At 61.3% G+C, this 22740-nt stretch carries 18 protein-coding genes; 14 read left to right on the top strand and 4 right to left on the bottom strand.

The genetic code is table 11. The features are described 5' to 3' along the window. Nucleotides 1-13: 13 nt before the first annotated feature. Nucleotides 14-211 (bottom strand): tautomerase family protein, encoded by a 198-nt coding sequence (locus GHK62_RS25960; RefSeq protein WP_153441889.1) that lies wholly within the window; start codon nt 209-211, stop codon nt 14-16. 141 nt (nt 212-352) lie between these two features. On the opposite strand from GHK62_RS25960, the gene GHK62_RS25965 reads away from it, so the two are divergent. Beyond that, a complete protein-coding gene (locus tag GHK62_RS25965) occupies nt 353-1144 on the top strand; it encodes a shikimate dehydrogenase family protein (protein WP_153441890.1) in 792 nt (263 codons plus the stop codon). 3 nt (nt 1145-1147) lie between these two features. Here the strand turns inward: GHK62_RS25965 and GHK62_RS25970 are convergent, their stop codons facing one another. After that, nucleotides 1148-1834 carry a GntR family transcriptional regulator gene (locus tag GHK62_RS25970; protein WP_327791098.1) on the bottom strand — a complete coding sequence of 229 codons (687 nt, stop codon included), beginning with the start codon at nt 1832-1834 and terminating at the stop codon, nt 1148-1150. A gap of 515 nt (nt 1835-2349) precedes the next feature. Further along, on the bottom strand, nt 2350-3081 hold the full coding sequence (locus GHK62_RS25975; protein WP_184108875.1) for a FadR/GntR family transcriptional regulator: 732 nt from the start codon (nt 3079-3081) through the stop codon (nt 2350-2352). 161 nt (nt 3082-3242) lie between these two features. On the opposite strand from GHK62_RS25975, the gene GHK62_RS25980 reads away from it, so the two are divergent. From GHK62_RS25980 to GHK62_RS26015, 8 genes are all read left to right on the top strand, one after another. Further along, nucleotides 3243-3992 (top strand): SDR family NAD(P)-dependent oxidoreductase, encoded by a 750-nt coding sequence (locus GHK62_RS25980; RefSeq protein WP_153441892.1) that lies wholly within the window; start codon nt 3243-3245, stop codon nt 3990-3992. Continuing rightward, entirely contained in the window at nt 3985-4731 is a 747-nt protein-coding gene (locus GHK62_RS25985) for an SDR family oxidoreductase (protein ID WP_153441893.1), read from the top strand. The genes GHK62_RS25980 and GHK62_RS25985 overlap by 8 nt, the downstream gene beginning before the upstream one ends. 86 nt (nt 4732-4817) lie before the next feature. Then, nucleotides 4818-6494, top strand: coding sequence for a thiamine pyrophosphate-dependent enzyme (locus tag GHK62_RS25990; RefSeq protein ID WP_153441894.1), 1677 nt, complete (start codon nt 4818-4820; stop codon nt 6492-6494). Next, nucleotides 6491-8569 carry a hydantoinase/oxoprolinase family protein gene (locus GHK62_RS25995; protein ID WP_153441895.1) on the top strand — a complete coding sequence of 693 codons (2079 nt, stop codon included), beginning with the start codon at nt 6491-6493 and terminating at the stop codon, nt 8567-8569. The genes GHK62_RS25990 and GHK62_RS25995 overlap by 4 nt, the downstream gene beginning before the upstream one ends. A gap of 3 nt (nt 8570-8572) precedes the next feature. Beyond that, nucleotides 8573-10192 carry a hydantoinase B/oxoprolinase family protein gene (locus tag GHK62_RS26000; protein WP_153441896.1) on the top strand — a complete coding sequence of 540 codons (1620 nt, stop codon included), beginning with the start codon at nt 8573-8575 and terminating at the stop codon, nt 10190-10192. Further along, nucleotides 10189-11394 carry a pyridoxal phosphate-dependent aminotransferase gene (locus GHK62_RS26005; RefSeq protein WP_327791097.1) on the top strand — a complete coding sequence of 402 codons (1206 nt, stop codon included), beginning with the start codon at nt 10189-10191 and terminating at the stop codon, nt 11392-11394. Before GHK62_RS26000 ends, GHK62_RS26005 begins: the two co-directional genes overlap by 4 nt. A gap of 11 nt (nt 11395-11405) precedes the next feature. After that, nucleotides 11406-12224, top strand: coding sequence for an NAD-dependent epimerase/dehydratase family protein (locus GHK62_RS26010; RefSeq protein ID WP_153441897.1), 819 nt, complete (start codon nt 11406-11408; stop codon nt 12222-12224). Beyond that, the gene (locus GHK62_RS26015) at nt 12221-13426 is read left to right on the top strand and encodes an NAD(P)/FAD-dependent oxidoreductase (protein ID WP_153441898.1); all 1206 of its coding nucleotides are present in this window, start codon (nt 12221-12223) and stop codon (nt 13424-13426) included. Before GHK62_RS26010 ends, GHK62_RS26015 begins: the two co-directional genes overlap by 4 nt. Before the next feature lie 250 nt (nt 13427-13676). Here the strand turns inward: GHK62_RS26015 and acnA are convergent, their stop codons facing one another. After that, nucleotides 13677-16298 carry an aconitate hydratase AcnA gene (gene acnA, locus GHK62_RS26020; RefSeq protein WP_153441899.1) on the bottom strand — a complete coding sequence of 874 codons (2622 nt, stop codon included), beginning with the start codon at nt 16296-16298 and terminating at the stop codon, nt 13677-13679. Between the two features lie 163 nt (nt 16299-16461). On the opposite strand from acnA, the gene GHK62_RS26025 reads away from it, so the two are divergent. The 5 genes from GHK62_RS26025 (at nt 16462) to GHK62_RS26045 (ending at nt 22719) form a co-directional block, all read left to right on the top strand. Further along, nucleotides 16462-17412 carry a GntR family transcriptional regulator gene (locus GHK62_RS26025; RefSeq protein ID WP_234887058.1) on the top strand — a complete coding sequence of 317 codons (951 nt, stop codon included), beginning with the start codon at nt 16462-16464 and terminating at the stop codon, nt 17410-17412. Between the two features lie 87 nt (nt 17413-17499). Next, nucleotides 17500-18594, top strand: a complete 1095-nt coding sequence (locus GHK62_RS26030; RefSeq protein WP_153441900.1) for an isocitrate/isopropylmalate dehydrogenase family protein — start codon at nt 17500-17502, stop codon at nt 18592-18594. A gap of 124 nt (nt 18595-18718) precedes the next feature. Continuing rightward, nucleotides 18719-19825: an ABC transporter substrate-binding protein gene (locus GHK62_RS26035; RefSeq protein WP_153441901.1), complete on the top strand. Its 1107-nt coding sequence runs from the start codon at nt 18719-18721 to the stop codon at nt 19823-19825. A 64-nt stretch (nt 19826-19889) separates the two neighbouring features. Then, a complete protein-coding gene (locus tag GHK62_RS26040; RefSeq protein WP_153441902.1) occupies nt 19890-21650 on the top strand; it encodes an ABC transporter permease in 1761 nt (586 codons plus the stop codon). Continuing rightward, nucleotides 21643-22719 (top strand): ABC transporter ATP-binding protein, encoded by a 1077-nt coding sequence (locus GHK62_RS26045; protein WP_153441903.1) that lies wholly within the window; start codon nt 21643-21645, stop codon nt 22717-22719. Before GHK62_RS26040 ends, GHK62_RS26045 begins: the two co-directional genes overlap by 8 nt. Nucleotides 22720-22740 lie beyond the last annotated feature (21 nt).

Below are 22740 nucleotides of genomic sequence, written 5' to 3' on the forward strand. Positions count from 1 at the left end.
CTTCCCAATCTGCTCACTTCGCCCGGGTTTTCGCGTCCACCATGACGCCGTTCTTCGCCCAACTGCTGCGTTCGAATTCGTTGAAGACAATCTGCACGTCGTCCTCGGTGCATTTGGCGATCCGCGCGAGCTCGCGCGTGAAGACGTCCGCGATCTCGGCCTTCTGCTCGTAGGTGCGGCCCGCAAGCATGTCGACGCGTACAACAGGCATGAAAAACTCCTCGGTTTGGAAATGTTCTTGAGATGTCGTCACAGATATTGCATATCTAATGTCGACATTCCATAGACAGTATGCAAAAAAGTTGGCTGAGGAAACGTCCACGCGGTCACGGCAGGCTTGAGAGGCACATCGATGATGATTTCTGGTACCACGAAGATCTTTTACATGCTGGCGCACCCGATCGGCCATGTCCGCACGCCGGAGGTGATCAATCCCCTTTTTGCCGAGCGTGGCATCGACGCCGTCATGGTGCCCGTGCATTTCACGCCCGAAGACTTCGCGACCGGCTGGGAGGCGATCAAAAGGACGCGCAATCTCGGCGGTCTCGTCGTCAGCGTCCCGCACAAGGAGCAGGCCTATGCGCTCTCAGACGAGGTCGAGGCCGCGGCCGAGGAACTCGGCGCCGCGAATGTCATCCGGCGCGGCCCGGATGGGCGGATGATTGCCACCAATATGGATGGCCTCGGATTTCTGCATGGCATGCTGAACAACGGGCAGGACGCCAGGGACCGCGATGTGCTGCTGGTAGGCGCCGGCGGCGCCGGCAAGGCGATCGCCTTTGCCCTCGCGCGAAGCGGCTGCAAGTCCATCCGGATCAGCGATGTCGATCCCGGTCGTGCCGCGCTGCTGGCTGCTGATGTGGCAGTCCGCTACCCAAGCCTCTCGGTCACGGCGTCCGATGCTGATCTTGACGGTGCCGACATGCTCGCCAACGCCACGCCGTGCGGCTTGCATCCCGAGACCGATCCACTGCCGGTCGACATTTCCCAATTGCGGCCGGACATTCTCGTCGCGGACATCATCATGAAACCGCGCGAAACACCGCTTCTGAAGGCGGCAATCGCGCGCGGCTGTCAGGTCCGCTATGGCGCAGGCATGCTTGATTCGCAAATTGCGTTGATGGTGTCCTACTTCGGATACTAGCGCCTAGTCCGCCTTTGTCGCGTAGTTGAGCGTTAGCTTGGCGGTCAGATTCCGGTTCAGGAAGTCCATGAAGCGGCCCCTGAACTGGACGGCATGCAGGTGAGCCTCGTGCTCGGCGCGATCGGCATCCCGCTTTTCAATCGCATCGATCATCGCACGGTGAGGGGCGGCCAAGTCGTCCAGCTTCAGGTTCGGATCCAGTGACTGGTACTGAAAGTGGAAGAACAGCAGGCGGCGTCCTTCCTGCAGCAGGCGCCGATAGGAGTCGGCAAAATAGGTGTTGCGAGAAGCGCCGGCGATCGCCATGTGGAATTCGAAGTTTTTTTCGATCATGCCGATGGAATCGCCGGACTTGATCGCATTGCCGGCCTCGCGCTCGTACGCCTTTTCCGCCTCGTGAATTTTGATCAGATCTTCCGGTGAGCGGTGAAGTGCCGCGAAGCGCGTGACGACACGCTGCATCAAATCCAGCGCGTCGAGGAATTCCGGCATTTTGTCGAACTCCATGGGCGCCACGATGATGCTGCGATTGGGGAGGATCTGCACCAAGCCCTCGCCGGAGAGCCGCACCAGCGCCTCCCGGATCGGCGACCGCGAAAGTTTGAACCTTTGGCTGAGGCTGACTTCATCGAGTGAGGTGCCGGGCGCGATGAGCACCCGAAGAATGTCATCGCGGAGCTTCTTGTACACGCGCGCACTGCCGGTTTCTTTCCCGCCGCTGACGCTTTCAACTTTACGCGTTTTTTCCAAAGTCGTTTTCCAAAACTGTTACGTGAGGCAGGGTATCTCACCAGCCTCGTATTCATTGAACGGCGTTATGGTCCCCATAAAGCTCCGCGTACTATATAGCGTGTTGTATGAATCATTGTCGACAGTGGATTGGCATGCGCGCACGGGCATTTGCAGTCAAGATCATCGTTTTTCAGGCAGAGCTACCCCTGAGTGGTTACAGGTATAAATTCTGGCAATCCGTCTCTTGACGGCTTGGTGTTTCCGGGGCCGAGATAGCTAGTCAGGTGGCGCCCTCAACACGATAATTAATCTCGCAGAGCCGGGAAAGCCCGGGGAATGGCCGATCCGGGATACGTTTGATTGTTGTGGCTACGTTTGCTCAGTTCGACCCGCAATGCGTTGAAGATCGAGCGAAGCGATGCGGGCGGATTAACTTACGCAAGATCAACAGCCAACAATGCCTCGGTTGTGCCCTAGTCAGCGACTTCTGTGATCAGGGGCTCATCCAACATTGCGCGATATCGATTTAGACTCTCTTCGAGATGGGCCGCCAATGCATTCTTCGCCGCTCTCGGATCGCCCTGGGTGATGGCCGCGAAAATCGCGGCATGTTCCTTGTTGATCTTTCTCAGGTAGGTCCGGTAGGTCCGCGCCGACTGGCGATGCTTCATCACGAGGTCGAAGCTGATCTCGCTGAACACGGCCTGGAGAAACTGCGGGAAGTGCGGATTGCGGGTTGCCCGGGCGATTGCCAGATGGAACTCGAAATCTGCCCGCGCCTCGACTTCGGCGTCGTCGCTCTCAAGATTGTCGAGATAATCGTATGCTCGAGCAATGTCGGCCAGCGCTTCCGGCGTCCGACGCGAGGCGGCGAGCGCCACAGACTGCATTTCGACGCCAAGGCGGAGTTCGAGGATTTCCATCGCCGAGCGAATGTCCTCGATCCGGCTGATCTCGAAATTGACCGTCTTTGAATCGCGCTCGGTGACATAGACACCGTCGCCTTGACGAGACGTAACCCGGCCTGCGACCCGTAGCGAGGTCAGCGCTTCACGGATGACAGTCCGGCTTACCCCGAAATCCTGGCACAATTGCGCGCTTGATGGGATCTTTTGACCGGGCAAATAGACGCCGGAGTCGATGCGGCTTGAAAGCTCGGCAACGACGATTTCAGCCAGATTGCCGCGCTGAGTAATGACTGACACTGATTTCTCCTACATAATTCATCACATATCATATGTCATGCCGTGTTGCCACTTGCGGTACTAGTTCCGTCAACATTTCCCAAAACACTTGCCGCAAAGAAAATTTGGCATATAAGTGATAACATACATATTAAATCAGGCAACCTAGCTGCGAGGTGAACATGCAGGACCAAACCGTTGTTATTGTCGGGGGAGCATCTGGTCTCGGGTTGACGACGGCCAAGCTTATGGTCGAGCGCGGCGCAGCCAAGATCGGCCTGATCGACCGCAACGAGCAGCTTCTGGCAAGCTCCGCTGAAGCCCTTCGAGCGCAAGGAGCGGAGGTCGCGACATCCGTGGCGGACATTTCGTGCGCAGAGACGGCGCATCGCGGCTTCGACGAGATCGTGAGCAAGCTCGGCCGCGTTCATGCGCTGGTAAACAGCGCGGCCATCTACCCGCGTAGGCCAATCCTCGAAATCACCGACGAGGAGTGGGACCTGGAGAATGCAATCAATGTGAAGGGAACCTATCACATGATGGTGGCCGCGGTTCGCCACATGCGCAGTTTTATGAACTCGCCTGAAGTCACGGGCCGCATCGTCAATGTCACCTCCGTCGATGCGTTCAAGGCGCATCCGCAGAACGCCCATTATGCAGCCACCAAGGCCGCGGTCGTCAGCCTCACCAAGTCCTTCGCGCAGGAATGCGCCGCCGACGGCATCTTGGTGAACTCCGTGGCGCCGGCCGGCTTTGCCACCGACCGCGCCAAGGAGCTCGGCTTCCTGCCCGAGCTTGCCAAGGCAAGCGCGCTCGGCCGCGCGGCCGAACCGGTCGAGATGGCCGAGTGGATTGTCATGATGGCCAGCAGCCGCAATACCTATGCCACCGGCGAGAACGTGGTGATCAGTGGAGGCTACATCTATGTCTGACGCCATCGCGTACAGGACGGCCGTGGTTACGGGAGCGACGAGCGGAATCGGCCGGGCGACCGTGCTCAGGCTCCGGCAGATGGAGCTCGATGTCTACGCGGTAGGCCGCAATGCCCCCGCGCTCGAAGAGCTGGCGTCGTCCTCCGGCGCGAAGATCGTGATAGCGGATGTGCGCGACACCGCGGCCCTGGCCGCCAGCTTGGAAGATATCGAGGTCGACATCCTCGTCAACAATGCCGGCATCCTGTCGACCCGTGCCGCATTCCACGAGATCGATCCCACCGAGATCGACGCGATGATCGACATCAATCTCAAGGCGCCCATGCATCTCACCCGAGCCGTCCTTCCTGGAATGGTCGCCCGCAAGCGGGGGCACCTGATCTTCATCGGCTCGACCGGCGGCCAGGCGGCGTATCCCTCGATGAGCGTCTACGGGGCATCCAAGGCCGGGCTCAGCCTGTTCTGCGACAATCTGCGCTGCGATCTCCTTGGCACGTCGGTCCGGGTGACGGAGGTCGTGCCCGGTCGCGTCCAGACGGGTCTTTACCGCACGGCCATTGCCGGCAACCAGGCGCAAGCCGTTCTCTACGATGGCTACAGGCCCATCCAGCCGGAGCACATCGCCACCGTCATCGCCAACGCCATTGAACTGCCGGTCTTTGTCGACGTCGCCCGGGTGGAAGTCCTGCCGACCGATCAGGCTGCGGGTGGCGGTCAGATGGTCAAGTTCGAACAATGATCGCTGACGCCGCCGACCTCCGGCCGGCTTTGGGATAGCGTTTGTCTTCCGCGTGCCGACGCATCTCAAGAGACCAGGAAACCAGTATGAAACGGAATGGAGGAACGCTCCTCGTCGATAGCCTGAACGGGCTCGGTGCGACGAAGAGTTTCGGTGTGCCGGGCGAAAGCTATCTCGCGGTCCTCGATGCGCTGCACGACACGCGCGGGCGCCTCGACTATGTTCTGTGCCGCAACGAAGGCGGGGCGGCATTCATGGCGGCGGCCTATGGCAAACTGACAGGCCAGCCGGGCATCTGCTTCGTCACGCGCGGACCGGGTGCGACCAATGCCTCGATCGGCGTGCACACCGCCATGCAGGACTCGGTTCCGATGCTGCTGTTCGTAGGTCAGGTCGGACGCGACATGCGGGGCCGCGAAGCCTTTCAGGAAGTCGATTATCGCGCGGCTTTCGGCACCATCGCAAAATGGGCCGTCGAGATCGACGACGCTGACCGGATTCCTGAGATCCTGTCCCGTGCTTGGACCATGGCCGTCACCGGACGCCCCGGACCTGTGGTTATCGCTCTGCCGGAAGACATGCTCACCTCAATGACTGATGCAGAGCCTCTCTCGGGCCCCCTCGACATATCGGAGCCGGCGCCATCAGCCGCCGCCATGGCGCGGCTTCGCGAAACGCTCGGCAGTGCCGAGCGCCCCGTCATTCTCTATGGCGGTTGCAACTGGAAGCCCGGCGCGATGGCGCGCGTGCAGAACTTCGCCGAGGCCTCCGATATTCCCGTGGTCGCCGTGTTTCGTTACCAGGACCGATATGACAACAATTCGCCGACCTTTTGCGGCGAGGCCGGTGTCGGCATGGTCGAATCCGTCAAGACGATCTTGAGGGAAGCCGACGTCATCCTCGCGATCAACAATCGGTTCGGCGAGAATTCAACGGACGGCTACACTCTCTTCGACGTGCCTAGCCCGAGGCAGGCCATCATCCATGTGCACGGTTCCGACCTCGAGATCGGCAAAGTCTACCGTCCTGCCCTCGGCATCCAGGCCGGACCGAACGCCTTTGCCGCGGCATTGGGCGATGTGGCCCCAGTCAAGGGCCCCTGGTCGCAATGGCGCGAGCGTGCTCGCGACTCCTATCTGAAGGGCTTCGAACTCGGCGATCTGCCGTCACCGGTCGACATGGGCAAGGTCACGTCACTGCTCAACGACGTCCTGCCTGACGACGTCATCCTCACGAATGGCGCGGGCAATTTCACCGTCTGGCCGAACAAGTTCTTCAAGTTCGGTCCGAAGGCGCGCCTGCTGGCGCCGCAGTCTGGCGCCATGGGCTATGGTGTCCCCGCGGCGATTGCCGCAAAGGTGGCGCATCCCGATCGCACGGTCGTCTGCTTCGCCGGGGACGGTGATTTTCAGATGAACTGCCAGGAACTCGCGACCGCGCTGCAGGCCGGCGCCCAGCCGATCATCCTGCTCCTCAACAACGGGATCTATGGCACCATTCGTGCGCATCAGGAGCGGCACTATCCGGAGCGCGTCTCCGGCACGACGATGGTCAATCCCGATTTCGTGGTGCTCGCGAAAGCCTATGGCTTCCACGCCGAGCGGGTCGAGACGACGGCCGACTTCGCCGCGGCCTTCGACCGCGCGCGTGCCTCGAAGACCGGTGCTTTGCTCGACCTCGACATTTCGCCAGAAGCACTCACACCGCGGCGCACGCTCAGCCAGATGCGTCAGGCCGCTCTCGCCGTAAAGGAACCCGCATGACATCGCGTCATCAAATCCGCCTCGGCGCCGATATCGGCGGCACCTTCACCGATATCGCGCTCGATGTCGGGGGCACGCTCCATTCGACCAAGGTGCTGACGAACTATACGGCGCCCGAGCAGGCCATCCTCGACGGGATCGAGATCGTCGTCCGGGATGCCGGCATCGCGACCGGCGATATCGACATCATCATCCATGGCACAACGCTCGCGACCAATGCGCTGATCGAGCGGCGCGGCGCGCGGACGGCCTTGGTCACCACGGAAGGTTTCCGGGACGTGCTTGAAATGCGCACCGAGAACCGCTTCGAACAGTACGACCTCAGCCTCGTGCTGCCGAAGCCGCTGATCCCGCGAGAAGACCGTTTCGTCGTCAAGGGTCGCATGGATGCGCAGGGCCGGGAGCTCCAGCCACTTGACGAGGCAACGCTCGAAGCGATCGCCGACACCATCGCCGCCGGCAATTTCGGCGCCATCGCCATCGGCTTCATCCACTCCTACATGAACCCGGCACATGAGCAGCGGGCGCGGGAAATACTGTCGCGCAAGCTCTCCATCCCGATCTCGATCTCGTCGGAAGTGTCGCCGCAGATGCGGGAGTTCGAGCGCTTCAACACGGTCTGCGCTAATGCCTATGTGCGGCCCCAGATGGCGGACTATCTTTCCCGCCTGCAAGTGCGCCTCAAGGAGATGGGCGCGCAATGCCCGGTCTTCATGATCCACTCCGGCGGCGGCCTGATTTCCGTCGAGACCGCGGCGGAGTTCCCGGTGCGGCTGGTCGAGTCAGGCCCGGCGGGTGGCGCGATCTTCGCGGCCGACGTCGCCCGCCGTTTCGACCTGAACCGCGTCGTGTCCTATGACATGGGCGGCACGACAGCAAAAGTCTGCCTGATCGAGGACTTCGAGCCACAGACCGCGCGCACCTTCGAGGTCGCCCGCACCTACCGCTTCTCCAAGGGATCGGGCATGCCGATCTCCATTCCCGTCATCGAGATGATCGAGATCGGCGCCGGCGGCGGTTCAATCGCCTGGGTCGATGCCATGGGACGGATCCAGGCAGGCCCGGAATCGGCGGCCTCCGAACCCGGCCCGGCTTGCTACCAGCGTGGCGGCGAACGCCCCGCCATCACCGATGCCGATCTCGTGCTCGGCAAGCTCGATCCGGACAATTTCGCCGGCGGCAAGATCAGGCTTTCGGTCGACAAGGCCAAGGCGGCGATCTCGCGCGATGTCGGCGAAAGGCTCAGCCTCGGACCGCAGGCGGCAGCCTTCGGCATCGTCGAGGTCGTCGACGAGAACATGGCCAATGCCGCGCGCGTGCACGCCGTCGAGCATGGCAAGAACATTTCCGACAATACGATGATTGCCTTCGGCGGCGCTGCCCCGCTGCATGCAGCGCGGCTGTGCGAAAAGCTCGGCGTCGATCGCTGCCTGATCCCGCAGGGCGCCGGTGTCGGCTCGGCCATCGGCTTCCTCAAGGCGCCGTTCGGCTACGAGGCGCTTGCCTCCAAAATCGTCGGCCTGTCGAAATTCGACGCGGCGTCGATCAACGCGATGCTCGACCAGCTGAAGGCGACCGCCGAGGGCTTCGTGCGCGCCGGCACCGAAGGTGTCATAACCCGCGAAGTAACGGCGTTCATGCGCTATGCCGGCCAAGGTTGGGAAATCCCGGTCCCGATGCCAGACAGTGCATTCGTCAACGACGACAAGGCTTCGATCGAAGAGGCGTTCAAGGAGCGCTACGCGCAGTTCTTCGGCCGTGCGGTCGAAGGTCCGGAAGTGGAATTCGTGACCTGGTCGGTCAAGGCGAACGACATTCGCCCTGAAGGCGAAAAGTTCGCGCTCGACGCCAGCGGCCGTGCCGCCTCCGGTCACCCCACGCGCAATGTCTTCGATCCGGCGTCCGGCAAGGAATTGGAAACAGCGATCGTCCCGCGCGACGCGCTTGATGCCGGCGACCGGATTTCCGGACCTGCAGTCATCGTCGAGCGGGAAACCTCGACCGTCGTCACTTCGCCATTCGATGCCGTCATTCAGGCCGATGGCACCATCCTGCTCGTGCGGAAAGGGCTCTGATCCATGGGCGACATCAATGAAATCCGCATGCAGGTCATGTGGAACCGACTGATCTCGGTCGTTGAGGAACAGGCGTTAACCTTGCTCCGCACCGCCTTCTCCACTTCGGTGCGCGAAGCCGGCGACTTGTCAGCGGGGGTCTACAATGCCAAGGGCGAAATGCTGGCCCAGGCTGTGACTGGCACGCCGGGCCACGTCAACACCATGGCAGAGGCCGTGCTGCATTTCATCGCCGAGATTCCACGCGAAGAAATGTACCCGGGCGATACCTATGTGACCAACGACCCCTGGAAAGGCACCGGTCATCTGCATGACATCACCATGATCTCGCCGTCCTTCAAGGGCGACGAGCTGATCGGCTTCTTTGCCTGCACCGCCCATGTCGTAGATGTAGGCGGGCGCGGCTTCGGCGCCGACGGCAAGTCGGTTTATGAGGAAGGCATCCAGATCCCGATCATGAAATTCGCCGAACGCGGCGTGGTGAACAAGGATCTGTTGAAGATCCTCCGTCTCAACGTGCGCGAACCCGACCAGGTCATCGGCGACTTCTTCTCGCTCGCCGCCTGCAACGACGTCGGCCATCGCCGCCTGATCGAGATGCTGAACGAAGTCGGCTATGACAATCTCGACACGTTGGGCGATTTCATTCTGTCACGCACCCATGCCGCGACCATGGAGCGCATCGCAGGATTGCCGAAGGGGTCGTGGTCGAACGAGATGCTGACCGATGGTTATGACGAGCCGATCAAGCTCGCTGCAAAGGTCACGATCACCAATGACGGCGTCAATGTCGATTTCGCCGGCAGCGCGGCGGTAAGCCGCTGGGGTATCAACGTACCTCTGATCTATACCAAGGCCTATGCCTGCTATGCACTGAAATGCGTCGTCGCGCCTGACATCCCAAACAATGCGGCTTCGCTCGCTGTATTCAATGTGTCCTCGCCCAGCAATATCCTCAATGCCGGGCGCCCGGCGCCGGTCTCCGTGCGCCATGTCATCGGCCACATGGTTCCGGACCTTGTCCTCGGCGCCCTGGCCAAGGCGCTTCCCGGTCAGATCCTTGCGGAAGGCGCGGCGGCGCTCTGGAACGTGCATATGTCCGTGCGTCCGGTCGCCGGTGCACCCGGCCGCCGAGCCGAGGTGCTGATGTTCAATTCGGGCGGCATGGGCGCGCGACCCGATCTTGACGGCCTGTCATCGACCGCGTTCCCCTCGGGCGTCCACACGATGCCGATCGAGGCAACGGAACATACCGGCCCGATCGTTATCTGGCGCAAGGAGCTTCGCCCGGATTCCGGCGGTGACGGCAAGTATCGCGGTGGCCTCGGCCAGGTGATCGAAATCGCCCCCGCCGAGGGCCACGAATTCGATTTCTCGGCCATGTTCGACCGCATCTCCACGCCGGCACGGGGTCGTGCCGGCGGTAGGGATGGCGCACCGGGCTCGGCCACGCTCGACGACGGCACCAAGCTGCGTCCCAAGGGGTGGCAGCACGTGCCCGCAGGCCGAAGGCTGAAGCTCGAACTGCCGGGCGGCGGCGGCTTCGGCGATCCGGCCGAGCGCGCGCCCGAAGCCCGGGCCGAAGATCTGTCCAAGGGATATGTTACGGAGAAGAAGTCGTGACCTGTATTGCTAGCCGACTGTCGGCGGTGAAGCCGTCGGCCTCCATGGCCGTTTCCCAGGCAGCGAAGGAGCTTGCAGCGACCGGCATCGATGTCATCGATCTCGGGCTTGGCGAGCCGGATTTTGCCGCACCCGCCCATATCACCAAGGCTGCGTTCGAGGCCGCCAGCCGGGAGCGTATGCTCTACACGGCGTCGCTGGGAACGCCGGATCTGCGCAAGGCGATTGCGGCCAAGTTCAAGCGCGAAAACGGCCTCGATTATGCGCTCGACCAGATCGCCGTCGCCAATGGCGCCAAGCAGATCATCTTCAACGCGCTGATGGCGAGCGTGGAGGAGGGCGACGAAATTCTCCTTCCCGCACCCTATTTCGTGTCCTATCCCGAAATGGCGAAGTTGTTCGGGGGCGTCCCGGTGACGCCGGAATGCCTGGCTGAGGCGGGCTTCCGGCTGACGCCTGAGGTCCTTGAAGCGTCGATCACCGACAAGACGCGCTGGCTTTTCCTCAACATGCCTAGCAATCCCTCGGGTGCGGTCTATTCCAAGGAACAGCTCCAAGCGCTCGGCGCGGTTCTGGCGAAACACCCGCAGGTCCTGATCCTGTCCGACGAGATCTACGAGCACATCATCTTCGACGGCCGGACATTCGTCTCCTTCGGCGCGGCCTCCCCGGAACTGCTCGAACGCACACTGGTGGTCAACGGCGTTTCAAAAGCTTATGCCATGACCGGATGGCGCGTCGGCTATGCCGCCGGCCCGAAGGACCTCATCAAGGCGATGGCGACTGTCCAGAGCCAGTCCTGCACATCCGTAAGCGCGCCCGCCCAAATCGCTGCCAAAGCTGCGCTCGAAGGGCCGCAGGACGAGGTATCAACGTTCTGCGCCGCCTTCGAACGCCGCCGAAATCTTGTCGTCGAGGGCATATCGAGGATCGATGCGCTCACACTCGATCCCCCGGAAGGTGCGTTCTACGCGTATATAGGTTGTGCTGCGCTGATCGGTGCCGTCACCCCCTCCGGCCAAACACTTGCCGACGACGTCGCGGTGGCCAAGTATCTTCTCGATGAAGGTCATGTGGCGGCGGTGCCGGGCACAGCCTATGGCCTCTCGCCGTTCTTCCGCATTTCCACGGCAACATCGGAAGAGGTTTTGATCGAGGCAGTGACGCGCATCGGCCGCGCCGTTGCCAAGCTCAAGAAGTGATGGACACGACAATGGCCAAGGATTTCAACAGCATTCTAATCACGGGCGCCGCCGGCCGCCTGGGAACCCAGCTCCGCAACGGGTTGGCGCATCTAGCCAACGAGGTCCGCGTCGCCGACCGGGTCGAGATCTCCGATCTGGCGCCGCATGAACAAGATTTCGTCTTCGATCTCGCGGATGCTAAAGCGGTCGAAAATGCCGTAAAAGGCGTCGACGCCATCGTCCATTTCGGTGGGGCGCCGCTCGAAACGGCGTGGAAGACGATTCTCGCGTCCAATATCGAGGGCAGCTACAATATCTACGAGGCGGCGCGTCGCCACGGCGTCAAGCGAGTCGTTTACGCCTCCTCCGTCCATGCCATCGGCTATCACAAGCTAACGGACAATATCGACGAGGCTGCCCCGGTGCGCCCGGACAGCCTTTACGGCGTCTCGAAATGCTTTGTCGAAGCGCTGGCGCAGTTCTATTGGGACAAGTTCGGCCTGGAAAGCGCCTGCCTGCGCATCTTCTCATCCTTCCCGGAACCGCCGGAGCGCCGCATGCTGTGGTCCTGGCTGTCGTTTGATGATTGCGTTCGGCTGGTGGAGGCGGCGCTGACCGCGCCGCATATCGGCTGCACCATCGCCTTCGGCCTATCCGACAACAAGGTCTGCCCGGTCGACAATACCAATTGGGGGAGGCTGGGCTATCATCCCAGGGACAATACCGAATTCGCGCGCCAGAAAGTCGAGGCCGCCGTGCCGCGCCTCGACCCGCACGCCCCCGCAACCCAGCATCTCGGCGGCTGGTTCGTCGACCTGCCGCATCCCGACCACGAGGCGTCCAAATGAAGAATTCCTACGATGTCGTGGTCGTCGGCGGCGCTGTCATCGGCTCGGCCGTCGCCTATTATCTCTCCGCCAATCCGGATTTCGACGGCTCGATTCTCGTGATCGAGAAGGACCCGACCTATGCGAAGGCGTCGACTTCCCTGTCGTCGTCTTCGATCCGGACGCAATTCTCCAATCCGATCAATGTCAGGATCAGCCAGTATGGTTCCGAGGTCATTCGCAACTTCGCCGACATGATGCAGGTGGGCGACGATCGCCCGGATCTGGGTTTTCAATCTGGCGGCTATCTCTTTCTTGCCAACAGGCCGCAGCAAGTGCAGACCCTCCGCGAAAACCATAAGGCGCAAATATCCTGTGGCGCCGACGTTTTGCTTCTCAACCGCGATGAACTCGCCAACGCGTTTCCGCATCTCAATGTCGCCGATATCGAGCTCGCATCCTACGGCCGGTCCGGCGAGGGCTGGTTCAACAATACCGGCCTGATGTACGGCTTCCGCAACAAGGCGCGTTCGCTCGGTGTGGACTATGTTGCCGACGAGGTCGTGGGCATTGGGCGCCAAGGAAGTCGCGTGACCTCCGTTGCCCTGAAGTCGGGTACGACCGTCGGTGCCGGCACGATCGTGAACTGCTCAGGTCCGCGCGCGGCATTGACGGCGCGTATGGCGGGCCTCGATATCCCGGTGGAGCCGCGCAAGCGCACGTTGTTTGTCTTCGATTGCGCCGACACACCGGAAGGCACGGCCAACATCAACGATGGCCGACTGCCGCTGATGATCGACCCGAGCGGTGTGTTCTGCCGTCCCGAGGGCCGCTTTTTCCTGACGGGCTGCCCACCTGTCGAGGACCCAACGTCGGACTGGGACGATTTCGAACCGCGCTATGAAGAATTCGAAGAGATCATCTGGCCGGCACTCGCCGAACGCTCGCCGAAATTCGAAGCGATCAAGGTCGTCAATCAATGGGCAGGTCATTACGATTACAACACCCTCGACCAAAATCTGATCGTCGGCCGCCATCCTGAAGTGCGCAACTTCCTCTTCGCAAATGGCTTTTCGGGCCACGGTTTGCAGCAGGGACCGGCCACCGGCCGAGGTGTGTCCGAACTTATCATTTATAACGAGTATCGAACCCTCGATTTGACGGAAGTCGGGTACGAGAGAGTCCTCAACAATCGACCTTTTATCGAAAGGGCAGTCATATAGGACCTGGTGGCCGTAGCCGTCGACGGCAACGGTGTCTGACATGGTTCGATGAATGTGTGGCAACCGCATGAAGCAGTTCATCTGCTCTTGCACCGATCCGAAGCACTTCTCGCGGCGTTGGCCTCGAGAACTCTTCAATGCGGGCCATAGTTGCCGATGAAATGGCCCGGCAGGCGTTCCGACGCCGAATTGTCCGAACTCATGGCGGCTGCCGAACCGTTGCGGGCGTCAATGAAGTCGACGGAGGTCGTCATCCAATGTGCCCTTCGCTGCTACCGTTCGTAGCTAAGTCTCTTGTGCCGGCGAGTAGCGGGTTAAGAATAAGAGGGATCATTCCGCCAGCAAGCATTGTCTTGGCCTCCTGCTCGGTCTCTACGGCAGCGCGCGCCGTCAATATCTCCTGGGCACCGGACGCGCGCTGTAGAACTAGCCTCACATCGCAGCGCGGATGGATGCGCGTGGCATCAATTTCAATGAGGTCCTGTGCCGAAAGTGAGGGCAACAAGCTTTCGATCGCGATCGGTAGAATGCCCATGCCGATCAGATTGGTGCGATGGATGCGCTCGAAGCTTCTCGCAATGACGGCGCGCACGCTCAGCAATGCGACGCCTTTGGCTGCCCAATCGCGTGATGAACCGGCCCCATATCGCTCTCCGGCCACGATGACGACGGACCGGCCTTCCTGCCGGTAGCGTTGGGCGACCTCCCATAGCGGACCTTCCTCCATTGAAGGCGCATGCACGGTCCTTGAGGCTGGTTCCCCGCCAAGCAGGAGGTTGGCGGCAGTCCGATTGTCGAAGAGACCGCGAACCATGGCCTGCCAGTTCCCTCGTCGGGCCGCATAGACATTGAGATCGTTGGGCTGATCGCCGGCGGCAACGAGATGACGCCCGGCATAGCTCTCGGCGACGATCTGGCCGGCGGGGGAGATGTGATCCGTGGTCATGTCATCGCCAAGCACGAGCAGCGGATGGGCCGAGTAGGTTCCGAGCCGATTGGTGGAGCTGATGCCGGCGAAAGGCGGACGCCGGATATAGGTCGAGCTCTCATCCCAGGGAAACGTTGGAGACGACGGCGCCTCAAGGGCGAGCCATGCCTCGTTCTGCGCCGCATCGTGGAAGGCCCGACCAAAATCCTCATTATCCGAGAAGTCTCGCAGGATCGCGTCGATCTCTTCGTCCGATGGGAGGAGATCGCAAAGATGGACGGCGGAGTCGTCGGAGGCCTTTGCGATTTCAAGGTTCATCGGATGGGAACAGAATTTGCCGATGATCGAGAGGGCGACCACATGCGGCGGTGAGGCGAGAAAGCCGAATTGCAGACTTGGATGAATCCGGCCGGGAAAGTTGCGATTGCCCGAGAGGAGGGCGGCGGCAACCGTGCCGTTGGCGATTGCCTCGGCCATGTCCGGCTGGAGTGGCCCCGAATTGCCGATGCAGGTGGTGCAGCCGTGGCCCACGATACCGAAGCCGATGGCCTCCAAGTCCACCAACAGACCGCTCCGTTTCAGGAAGAGTTCGGCGGATGGCGAGCCCGGCGCCAATGATGTCTTGACCCACCAAGGCGGGCGCAGACCGAGCCGGTTTGCCTTGCGGGCGGCAAGACCGGCGGCGGCCAAGAGGCGCTGGTCGGAGGTGTTGGTGCAGCTCGTGATCGCCGCGATCGCGATTGCGCCGTCCGGAATGCCTTTGGATCCTTCCCCGAGCGGCCTGCCAACTGCCGCCTCCAGGGCAGAGGCGGCCTCTGTGAGCGCCAACTTGTCTTGCGGGCGCTGCGGCCCGGCCATAAGGGCGCACACATTGCCGAGATCGAGTTCGATGACCCTGGTGTAGCGGGGCTCGGCTTCCGGATCAAACCAGAGGCCCATCGCACGCGCGGCACTTTCGACCAGTGAGCAATGTTCGCACGCTCGACCGGTTCCACGCAGGTATTCGATCGTCTGACTGTCGATCGGAAAATAGCCGGTTGATGCTCCATATTCCGGCGCCATGTTGGCGATGACGGCGCGGTCTCCGCCTGAGAGCGTTGCCACACCCGGTCCGAAGAATTCGACGAACTCTCCCGAGACCGCGTGGCGCCGCAGGAGGTGCGTAACGTCTAGCGCCAAGTCCGTTGACAGCACGCCGGGCGAGAGCCGTCCGGTCAGGCGCACACCGACGACATCCGGAAGGCGTATCGTGACGGGGAAACCAAAGAATACGCTTTCCGCCTCCAGCCCGCCCACACCCCAGCCAAGAACGCCGATACCGTTTATCATCGGCGTGTGGCTGTCGGTTCCGATAAGTGTGTCCGGCGTGGCCCAGGTCTCGCCGTTCCGGTCTTCGAGGCGGATGACGGTCGCCAATTGCTCGAGATTGAGCGTGTGCATGATCCCGGTGCCCGGTGGATGCACGGTGACACCCGGAAGAGCGGTCGTCGCCCATTTCATCAGGCGGTAGCGCTCGCTGTTGCGCTCCATCTCGCGCTGCATGTTGAAGGCACGAGACTGGGGCTGTCCATACATGTCGACGCCGATACTGTGATCGACGGAGACGTCGACCGGCAGGACCGGCGTGAGGCTTGCCGGGTCACCGCCGGCTTCCGCGATGGCGTCGCGCATGGCAGCAATGTCGACCAGCGCGGGCACGCAGGTCGTGTCGTGCATGAGGACACGCGAGGGATGGAAGGCGATCTCGGCCTCGCTCGTGCCGCTGACAAGCCAGCCCCGCAAGACTGTGATCATGGACGGCAGGCGGTCTGCGTCTTCCCTGGCAACGTTTTCCAGAAGGATTCGATGGACGAAGGGCAGTCTCGCGAGATCCCCGCCGAAGATTGTGGGGAGATCAAGTGCTTTGACGACTCCGTATGGTGTCGCTAGCTGAAGAAAGCTCATGTCTCCTCCGTTGAATGATTTTTTAATATGCAAAAAGCCAAAATATACGTGGTGTCAATGGAGGTTCTACCATTTTTTGGCTTTTCTAGGGCCCAGATATGCAAATTGTTTCGCTCGATTTGTTCCCTTTGCGGCCGGCATGGATTAACCTGCGGCGACATCGATGTTTCATACGGGGTTGATCGAGATGCGTTCCAGCCAATTGGCACAAACCATTGCGAATGAAATCACCCTGCTCGTCACTTCGGGAGAGTTGTCGGTCGGCGACCACCTGAAGACGCAGCAGCTTGCAGACCGCTTTGGCGTCTCCCGCTCGCCCGTGCGCGAAGCGATGGACATGCTGGCGACGCAAGGTCTCCTCGAGCAGAAGGAAAACAGGGGCTTCTTCGTCAAGGAGATCACCGACAGCATCGCCGAACGCGTTCGCGAGGATGCGGAGCCATTCGAAGTGTCCAACGACTACCAGCGTCTTGCAGAAGACTGGCTCACCGATCGGATACCGGCCGAAGTCACCGAGCAGATGCTGAGGGAACGCTACGATCTGACGAAGTCGCAGGTCAACGATGTCCTGATGCGCGCGTCTCGCGAGGGATGGGCCGAGCGCAAGCAGGGTTACGGCTGGCGCTTCCTGCCGGTCGCCAAGACGCCCGAGGCTTTCGAGCAGATCTACCGCTTCCGTATGCTGATCGAGCCGGCCGCGATGCTGGAACCCGCGTTCCGGCTGGATCGGAAGATCATCGAGGAGCAACGCCGCATTCAGTTGCGCATGCTGGAGACTGATATTGAACGGCTGCCAGCGGAACGGCTTCTCCACAACGGCGCACTCTTCCATGAAGAACTGATCAAGATGTCGAACAATCCGTTTTTCCACCTCTCGCTCGTGCGCGTGAACCGGATGCGGCGTCTGCTCGAATATCGGTCCCGTGTCGACCGCAGCCGCACTGTGCGTCAGTGCCAGGAACATCTCGAAATTCTTGATCTTCTCGAGCGCGGTGAGGTCGTCGAGGCTTCTTACGCAATGCGCCGGCACCTCGGCGGTGCGCTCTCCAAGAAGTCGCCCGTGACCTGGTCCTGGTCGCACCAGGCGCATGAAAAAGAGCTCCTCGAAAAATAGCTATTGCATTTTCAGATTTAAAAAGCCAATAATCCGCCCGTGACGTTGCGCGGCCTGTCGGTCGTTGCCTCATGGGAGATTTGTCAGATGAAAATATTCGTGACGCCGTGTGATGGGATCGGTCCCGAAATCACCGCGGCAACAATGGAGGTCATGAAGGCCACGGACGCGGCTTTCGGTCTGGGCCTCGAATACCACTACGAGGACACCGGCTTCACGAGCCTGGAAAAACATGGTTCCACTCTCCAGGATGAGACGATCGAGCTTGCCCGCACCTTCGACGGGATCATTCTCGGTCCCCAGTCGCACATGGACTATCCGCCCCGTGACAAGGGCGGCGTCAACGTATCGGCCGGCTTCCGCGTCAAGCTCGATCTCTACGCCAATGTCCGCCCGGCACGCTCCCGTCCATTCCTGAACGACGCCAAGAAGATGGACCTCGTCATCATGCGCGAGGCAACGGAAGGCTTTTATCCGGACCGCAACATGTATGCCGGTACGGGCGAATTCATGCCGACGCCGGATGTCGCGCTGTCTGTCCGGAAGATCACGGCTTCGGCTTGTGAGCGTATTGCCCGTCAGGCCTTTCTCCTTGCCATGAAGCGCAACAGGAAGGTGACGGCCGTCCACAAGGCCAACAATTTCATCCTGACGGACGGCCTGTTCCTCAAGCAGGTGCGCAAGATCGCAGCCGAATTCCCCGAGGTCACACTCAACGAATTCATCATCGACGCCATGGCGGCGCATCTGGTGCGCGACCCCTCGCGCTTCGACGTGATCGTCGCCACCAATTTCTATTCCGACATCCTTTCCGACCTCGCCAGCGAGCTCTCGGGCAGCTTGGGTCTTGCCGGCTCGATCAATGCCAATGCCGAAACCGGCCTTGTCTGCGCCCAAGCCCAGCACGGCTCGGCGCCGGACATCCAGAATAAGAATATCGCCAACCCGACATCGCTCATCCTCTCGGCGGCGATGATGCTGAGCTGGCTCGGCGAGCAGCGCGGCTTGCCACAATTCGAGGTCGCCGGCGCGGAAATCGAGCGAGCCGTCGACGAGGTTCTCGCCAATCCCGCGACTCGTACGCGCGATCTCGGCGGCAACACCAACACCGACACGTTTGGCTCGCTCGTGGCCAAGGCTGTCCAGAACCGCGGCGGCGACCGGAAGGCTGTCAACGCCTAAGTGTTTGCACTTTTGGTTTTACAAATCCAAATTGCAAAGTTGGAGGAAGCGAGGGCAAGGAGTGGCCCTCGCGCATTTGCCCGGAGGAGCTTTCGTGCACGGGCGCTATTGGGAGATCAGGATTATGAACATGAAATACATCGCCCGCTCGGCAACATTCGCCGTCACCGCGGCGGTCATGACAGCAATTGTAGCCCCAGCCTCTGCCCAGGAAGTGCCGGCCGGCTATCCGTCAGACTATGCCGACCTCGTCGCCAAAGCCAAGGAGGAGGGTACCGTCTCCATCTATACGTCTACGGACGCGGCCCAGTCGCAGAAACTGCAGGACGGGTTCACCAAGAAATACGGCATCAAGATCGCCTACAACGACCTTGGCACGAACGGCACCTATAATCAGGTGATCTCGGAAGCCGCTGCTGGCCAGACGACCGCCGATATCGTCTGGAGTTCGGCCATGGATCTGCAGATGACGCTGGTCCAGGACGGCTATGCTAGCGAGTATGCATCTCCGGAAGCGGGCAAGTTGCCGAGCTGGGCCAACTACAAGAACACGCTCTATGCCACGACCGTAGAGCCGATCGGCGTGATCTACAACACCAAGGTCCTGTCGGCAGACAAGCTGCCGAAGACCTATGCCGACATGATTACCTTCCTGAAGGACAACAAGTCCATGCTGCAAGGCAAGGTGGCGACTTTTGACCCGGAAAAGAGCGGCTCCGGTTTCCTCCATCACTCAAATGACGCGCGCAACCGCAAGGACTTCTGGGATCTCGCCAAGGCCATGGGCGAGGACGGCGCGAAGATCTATTCGAGTTCGGGCGGCATGAAGGAAACGGTCGTTTCCGGTGAGAACGTCATCGCAATCAATATCATCGGCTCCTATGCGCTCGACTGGGTCAAGGAAAGCCCTAATCTCGGTGTCCACTTCGCGTCTGACTATACGCCCGCCTTTTCCCGCCTGGCGCTGATCACCAAGGATGCTCCGCATTCGAACGCCGCCAAGCTCTTCGTCGATTACATGCTGTCGGCCGAGGGGCAGGCGCTCCTCGCCGAAGGCGGCCTGCCGTCCGTCCGCGAAGACGTCACTGCCGGCCTCAACATCAAGACGCTCAATGAACGCGTCGGCGGCGGTCTAAAACCGATCGCCGTCGATGAAGGCGTGCTTGAATATATGGATCAGATGAAGCGCGTCCAGTTCCTCAACGACTGGAAGGCAGCCCTCGGCCGCTGATGCTTCGCCGTCCGCGGCGCTATCCATGCGCCGCGGCTCCGCTCCTGTTTGCGAGAGGCAAGGAATGTCTACCCACGCTCAAGCACCGGCCGCAGTCGAGCTTTCAAAAGCCGCAGCCGAAAAGAAATATCCGGCGAGAATGCCGCGCCACGGCAACGCCAGCGCTTACAGGCGCATTGTCATCGGCCTGCTCGCAATCGCGGTTCTCGCGCCCGTCGGCCTGATCATATACCAGAGTTTCCTGACCGCCGCCTTCTTCAGCCCACGTGCCAGGTTCGGTCTCGACGCCTATCGCTACGTCTTCTTCGACCAGAATTTCTATAAGGCGCTCGGCACGACGGCGATTTTCTCTTTCGGCATGGTCGCGATTGCCGTGCCGCTCGGTGGCCTGCTCGCCTTCCTGATCACCCGCACCGATATTAAGGCCAAGCGCCTGCTCGAAATCCTCGTGCTGGTGCCGATGTTCATTTCTTCCATCGTGCTCGCCTTCGGCTACACCGTTTCGGTCGGCCCTACCGGTTTCGTCTCGCTTTTCATCCGTGATCTCATCGGCGTCGTTCCCTGGAACATCTATAGCCTGCCCGGCATGATCCTGATCGCCGGCCTGAGCCATGTGCCGCATGTCTATCTCTATGTCTCCTCGGCAATGCGCAATCTTCCCTCCGATCTCGAGGAGGCCGCGCGCACGACCGGTGCCTCCATCTGGCAGGTTTCGCGTGACGTGACGCTACCCATGGTGCTGCCGGCGCTGATCTTCGCCGCCGCACTCAACGTCCTTCTCGGCTTCGAAACCTTCGGCATTCCGCTGGTGCTCGGCGACCCCAACGGCATCATGGTGCTCACCACCTATATCTACAAGCTCACCACCTTGTTCGGCACGCCGACCTATCAGCTGATGGCGGTGGTGGCTGTGATGCTGGTCCTGATCACGCTGCCGCTCGTCTGGATGCAGCGCAAGCTGCTGCGCAATGCCCGCAAATACGCAGCCATGGGCGGCAAGGGCGCGCGCGTCTCCACTCTCAAGCTCGGCAAGAGCGGCCAGATCATTGCGCTGTCAATCATCGGTCTTTGGCTCTTCGTCTCCGTCGCCCTGCCGATCGGCGGCATCACTGTGCGTGCCTTCGTCGATGCCTGGGGTGAGGGCGTGAGCCTCTTCGACCAACTGACCCTCGCAAATTTCAGCCGCATGCTCGAGGTTCCGAGCCTCTATAACGGCATTGTTAACACCGTCATCCTGTCGGTGGTCGGTGGCGCAGTCGCGGTGGCGATCTATCTGGCAGTCGGGCTTGCCGGCCACCGCAATTGGGGCATGTCGAACACGGTTCTCGACTATATCGTGCTTCTGCCACGCGCCCTGCCGGGCCTGGTGGTCGGCCTTGCCTTCTTCTGGGTCTTCCTGTTCGTGCCGTTCCTGACGCCGCTGCGGCCGACCCTGGTCAGCCTGTTCGTGGCCTACTTGGTCGTCGGCCTCTCCTATGGCCTCAGGCTGCTACAGGGCACGCTCATTCAGGTGGCGCCGGAACTCGAAGAGTCCGCCCGTACGACTGGCGCCACGATCGGCCGCACCTGGAAGGACGTGGTGATCCCGATCGTTCGTCCCGGCCTCGCCGGCGCCTGGGCACTCATCATGATTATCTTCCTTCGCGAATATGCGACAGGCGTCTATCTCATGGGCGCCGGCACCGAAGTGATCGGCTCGCTGATGGTCTCGCTGCTGCAGACCGGCGCGATGAACACCATCGCCGCGCTCGCCCTCATCAGCATCGTATTGACGGGCGCAGGCCTCGCACTCGCCCTCCGTTTGGGAGCAAAAATCCATGACTGAACTCGTTGTTAGCAATGTCCAGAAATGGCTCGGCGGCCTGCAGATCCTCAAAGGCGCCTCGTTTACCGCGAAGCGCGGCTCGATCGTCGCGCTGCTCGGGGCGTCGGGCAGCGGCAAGACCACGCTTCTGCGCTGTGTCGCCGGGCTCGAACAGCCGGAAGTCGGTCAGATTGTCATCGGCGGCAAGACCGTTCTCGACGGCGAGAAGAAACTGGCGCTTCCGCCGGAGCAGCGCAATATCGGCCTCGTCTTCCAGTCCTACGCACTCTGGCCGCATCGGACCGTCAAGGAGAATGTCGGTTACGGCCTGAAACTGCGCAATGTGGCGCCGGCCGACATTGAAAAGCGGGTGCAGGCGATCCTCGATCGCATGGGCCTCGGTCATCTGGCCGACCGTTTTCCGTCGCAGCTCTCTGGCGGTCAGCAGCAGCGCGTCGCGATCTGCCGGGCGCTCGTCTACGAGCCACGCGTGCTGCTGCTCGACGAGCCGCTTTCCAACCTCGATGCCAAGCTGCGCGAGGAGGCGCGCTACTGGATCCGCAAGCTCATCCTCGACCTGGAGATCTGCGCGATCCTCGTGACACACGACCAGAGTGAGGCGCTAGCCGCGGCCGACAACATTCTCCTGCTGCAGGACGGGCGCATCGTCCAGCAAGGCGGACCGCAGGAGATCTATTCCAACCCGAACAGCTTCTATTCGGCCGACTTCCTCGGCGCCAACAATATCGTCAAGGCGAAGGTGAAGACGGTCGACGGCAAGAGCGCCGTTATCGGCGGCGACAATTGGAGCCTCGATGGCACCATACGCGAGGCGTCCGGCCTGGCCGCCTCGCAGCATGCGCGGGCGGTCATCCGCGTGGAGCAGATCAGCGTCAGCGACCAGCCGCAATCAGGCGGGCTCGAGATGAATCTCGACGACAGCATCTATCTCGGGGACAGGTGGGAATATCGTCTGCGCCGTGGGGATTTTGTCGCCAAGGCGCACGGGGCCAAGCAACTGCAATCGGGAACCGTCTGGGCGCGCATTCCACCTGAAAGCGTCTGGGTGTTTTCGGCGGGCCAGCAGTAGCAAGGTCTCAAGCGGCGGCCG

This window comes from Sinorhizobium terangae (genome assembly GCF_009601505.1).
Taxonomy (GTDB): Bacteria; Pseudomonadota; Alphaproteobacteria; order Rhizobiales; family Rhizobiaceae; genus Sinorhizobium; species Sinorhizobium terangae.

What these genes read in the sequence shown, in the direction of transcription:
- GHK62_RS25985 (WP_153441893.1), top strand. Translation starts at nt 3,985, where the DNA reads ATGTCTGACGCCATCGCGTACAGGACGGCCGTGGTTACGGGAGCGACG.
- GHK62_RS25990 (WP_153441894.1), top strand. Translation starts at nt 4,818, where the DNA reads ATGAAACGGAATGGAGGAACGCTCCTCGTCGATAGCCTGAACGGGCTC.
- GHK62_RS25965 (WP_153441890.1), top strand. Translation starts at nt 353, where the DNA reads ATGATGATTTCTGGTACCACGAAGATCTTTTACATGCTGGCGCACCCG.
- GHK62_RS26000 (WP_153441896.1), top strand. Translation starts at nt 8,573, where the DNA reads ATGGGCGACATCAATGAAATCCGCATGCAGGTCATGTGGAACCGACTG.
- GHK62_RS26010 (WP_153441897.1), top strand. Translation starts at nt 11,406, where the DNA reads ATGGCCAAGGATTTCAACAGCATTCTAATCACGGGCGCCGCCGGCCGC.
- GHK62_RS26035 (WP_153441901.1), top strand. Translation starts at nt 18,719, where the DNA reads ATGAACATGAAATACATCGCCCGCTCGGCAACATTCGCCGTCACCGCG.
- GHK62_RS26015 (WP_153441898.1), top strand. Translation starts at nt 12,221, where the DNA reads ATGAAGAATTCCTACGATGTCGTGGTCGTCGGCGGCGCTGTCATCGGC.
- GHK62_RS26030 (WP_153441900.1), top strand. Translation starts at nt 17,500, where the DNA reads ATGAAAATATTCGTGACGCCGTGTGATGGGATCGGTCCCGAAATCACC.
- GHK62_RS26040 (WP_153441902.1), top strand. Translation starts at nt 19,890, where the DNA reads ATGTCTACCCACGCTCAAGCACCGGCCGCAGTCGAGCTTTCAAAAGCC.
- GHK62_RS26045 (WP_153441903.1), top strand. Translation starts at nt 21,643, where the DNA reads ATGACTGAACTCGTTGTTAGCAATGTCCAGAAATGGCTCGGCGGCCTG.
- GHK62_RS25960 (WP_153441889.1), bottom strand. Translation starts at nt 211, where the DNA reads ATGCCTGTTGTACGCGTCGACATGCTTGCGGGCCGCACCTACGAGCAG.
- acnA (WP_153441899.1), bottom strand. Translation starts at nt 16,298, where the DNA reads ATGAGCTTTCTTCAGCTAGCGACACCATACGGAGTCGTCAAAGCACTT.
- GHK62_RS25995 (WP_153441895.1), top strand. Translation starts at nt 6,491, where the DNA reads ATGACATCGCGTCATCAAATCCGCCTCGGCGCCGATATCGGCGGCACC.
- GHK62_RS26025 (WP_234887058.1), top strand. Translation starts at nt 16,462, where the DNA reads ATGTTTCATACGGGGTTGATCGAGATGCGTTCCAGCCAATTGGCACAA.
- GHK62_RS25980 (WP_153441892.1), top strand. Translation starts at nt 3,243, where the DNA reads ATGCAGGACCAAACCGTTGTTATTGTCGGGGGAGCATCTGGTCTCGGG.